The following is a 2935-nucleotide window of genomic DNA, read 5'->3' on the forward strand; positions in this document are numbered from 1 at the left end:
ACGACCGCGAGGCGCTCGCCCCACCCCGCCCAGCGCGTCCGCCACGGCGGTCACGTCCGACTCGTCGTTCCACAGGTGGAACGCGATCCGCAGGCGCCCGGCACGGCCGGAGGCCGTCAGCCCCGCGGCGGTGAGCGCGCGGAGCGAGGACCCGTCGGCGTCGGGGAACGTCACGATCGCCTGCCCGTCGCCCTGCCGGGGCGACCCGAGGGCGCCGCACAGCCGGTCTGCGAGACCGGTGGCGTGCCTCCAGACCGCCTGCTGGTCGAGCGCGACGGCGTGTTCGAGCGCGGCCACGGCGCCTGGCCACGCCTGCCAGGCCGGCGAGACGTCGAAGCGACGCGCGTCGTCGGCCAGGTGCATGGCGGGGCCGTAGCAGGACGACCACACGTCGGCACCGGCGTACCACCCGGCCTGCACCGGTCGGAGCCGACCGAGCGCGGTGTCGGAGAGCGTCATGAAGGCGACCCCTCGAGGCGCGCAGAGCCACTTGTACGCGTGGGTGAGCGTGACGTCGAACGGAGCGGCGTCGACGGGCAGGACGCCGGCGGCCTGCGTCAGGTCGCACAGGGTCAGGGCGCCGACGCGGCGGGCGGCGGCCACGACCGGGCCCGGATCGGTGACCACGCCGGTGGCGGACTGCACGGCGGACCACGCGACGAGGGCCGTGTCGGGTCCGACGGAGGCGGCGAGCCGGTCGAGCGGGACGCTCCGGACCCGGACGCCACGGTGGGCCTGCGCGAGGAACGGGAACACGACCGAGCTGAAGTCGCCGTCCGGCACGACCACCTCGGCACCGTCGGGCAGGGCGTCGGCGACGACCGCGGCCATCACCGAGGTCTGCGAGCCCGTCGCCACGTGCTCGGCTCCGACGCCGACCAGCTCGGCGAAGCGCGCGCGCCCCTGCTCGACGAGCGCCCCGTAGTGCGCGGGGGTCGTCTCGGCGCGGGACCACGCGTCGAGGTCGGCCCGCTGTGCAGCGAGGGTCGCGCGGGTCGGCAGGCCTGCGGTGCACGCCGCCAGGTACCCGCGGCCGCCGGGGAAGGAGTCCATGCGGCCAGCGTCACGCCTCGCGGCCCATCACGCCAGGGCCGGTTCGTTGTACGGGCGATAACATCACGTGATGGACGAGATCGATCCCCAGCTGCTGCGGGTCCTGCGCGCCGTGGCCGACGGCGGGTCGATCACCCGCGGCGCCGCGGCCCTCGGGTCGAGCCAACCGGCGGTCAGCCAGCTGCTCGCCCGCGCCGAGGAGCGACTCGGGCACGCCCTGGTGCTGCGTGGCGGACGCGGTGCCACGCTCACCCACGCCGGGCAGGTGCTCGCCGACCACGCCCTGCACGTGCAGGCCGCGCTGACCGCCGCACGCGAGGACCTCGACGCCGTCGGGGGCCTGTCCCGCGGACGGGTGCGGCTCGCCGGGTTCCCGAGCGCCTCGTCCGCCCTGGTGCCCGCGGTGCTCGCCCGGCTGGCGGCCACGGCCCCGGGCGTGACGACCACCTACGTCGAGGTCGAACCACCGGAGGCGCTCGAGCTCCTGCGCGCCGGCGAGGTCGACGTCGCCCTGACCTTCACGTACGTCGGTGACGAGGTCGGAGCCGCTCCGGACCCGGGGCTGGTCACGCGGGCCCTCGGTCGGGATCCGCTCGCGCTGGTGACGTCGGCCGGAGCGAGCGGTGCCGCGGGGGCGGCGCTCGCTGGGGTGCGCAGCGCGGGGACGGGCGGCGCGGAGGCGGGTGGCGGCGTGGGCTCGGCCGCGGTGGACCTGGCGTCGCACAGCGAGGCGCGCTGGATCGGTGGCTGCCCGCGGTGCCGTGGCCACCTGCTCGCCTCGTGCGCGACCGCCGGCTTCGTCCCCGAGATCGTGCTCGAGACCGACAACGCGGCGGCGGTGGTGGGGCTCGTGGCCGCCGGACTCGGGGTGGCGCTGCTCCCCCGGTTGGCACTCGCCACGACGGTGATCCCCGCCGGGGTCCGGGTCGACCCGGTCGACGACGACCTGGCCCGGCGCGTGGAGGTCGTCGTGGCGCGCGGGGCCGAGCGCGTGCCGAGCATCCGAGCGGCGCTCGACGCGGTGCGGTCCGCGGCACACCTGCTCGACGGGCCGCTGCCGCGCTGAGCCCGGTCCGGCTGCTGCTACGCCGTCGGTGCGTCGACCGCGCCGCCGTAGCGACGGTCGCGGCGCGCGTACTCCTCGATCGCGCCCCACAGGTCCGTGCGACGGAAGTCCGGCCAGAGCCGGTCGAGGAACACCATCTCGGCGTACGCCGACTGCCACAGCAGGAAGTTGCTCGTGCGCTGCTCCCCCGAACTGCGGAGGAACAGGTCGACATCGGGCATCTCCGGCACGTACAGCCGCTTCGCCAGGGCCTTCTCGGTGACCTGGCTCGGCTTGAGGCGGCCGGCCGCGACGTCCTCGGCCATGCCCCGCACGGCGTCGACGATCTCGTTCCGGCCGCCGTAGTTCACGCACATCGTCAGCGTGAGGACGTCGTTGCCCGCGGTCATCCGCTCGGCGGTCTCGAGCTCGTCGATGACGCTCCGCCACAACCGCGGGCGCCGGCCGGCCCACCGCACCTTGACACCCCACTCGTGCAGCTGGTCGCGACGACGACGGATCACGTCGCGGTTGAAGCCCATCAGGAACCGCACTTCTTCCGGGGAGCGCTTCCAGTTCTCCGTCGAGAAGGCGTACGCCGAGATGTGCCGCACCCCGATCTGGATCCCACCCGCGACGACGTCGAGCAGCGAGGCCTCGCCGGCCTTGTGCCCCTCGATGCGCGTCAACCCGCGGCCGTTCGCCCACCGACCGTTGCCGTCCATGACGATCGCCACGTGCTCCGGGACGAACCGGGCCGGGATCGCCGGCGGCGTCTCACCGGTCCAGTCGATCGGGCGGAACGGTTCGACGTCGTCGGGGCGGCGGGGGCTCATG

At 75.2% G+C, this 2935-nt stretch carries 3 protein-coding genes; 1 reads left to right on the top strand and 2 read right to left on the bottom strand.

The features are described from left to right. Positions 1-1053, bottom strand: a 1053-nt coding sequence (locus tag LEL83_RS15715; RefSeq protein WP_225559525.1) for an aminotransferase class V-fold PLP-dependent enzyme, incomplete at its 3' end; no start/stop codon positions are given. A 70-nt stretch (positions 1054-1123) separates the two neighbouring features. On the opposite strand from LEL83_RS15715, the gene LEL83_RS15720 reads away from it, so the two are divergent. Next, on the top strand, positions 1124-2119 hold the full coding sequence (locus LEL83_RS15720) for a LysR family transcriptional regulator (protein ID WP_225559526.1): 996 nt from the start codon (positions 1124-1126) through the stop codon (positions 2117-2119). 17 nt (positions 2120-2136) lie between these two features. On the opposite strand, the gene LEL83_RS15725 is transcribed toward LEL83_RS15720, so the two are convergent. Beyond that, on the bottom strand, positions 2137-2934 hold the full coding sequence (locus LEL83_RS15725) for an isoprenyl transferase (protein WP_198658341.1): 798 nt from the start codon (positions 2932-2934) through the stop codon (positions 2137-2139). Position 2935 lies beyond the last annotated feature (1 nt).

The sequence above is a fragment of the Curtobacterium oceanosedimentum genome, assembly GCF_020297365.1.
Classification (GTDB): domain Bacteria; phylum Actinomycetota; class Actinomycetes; order Actinomycetales; family Microbacteriaceae; genus Curtobacterium.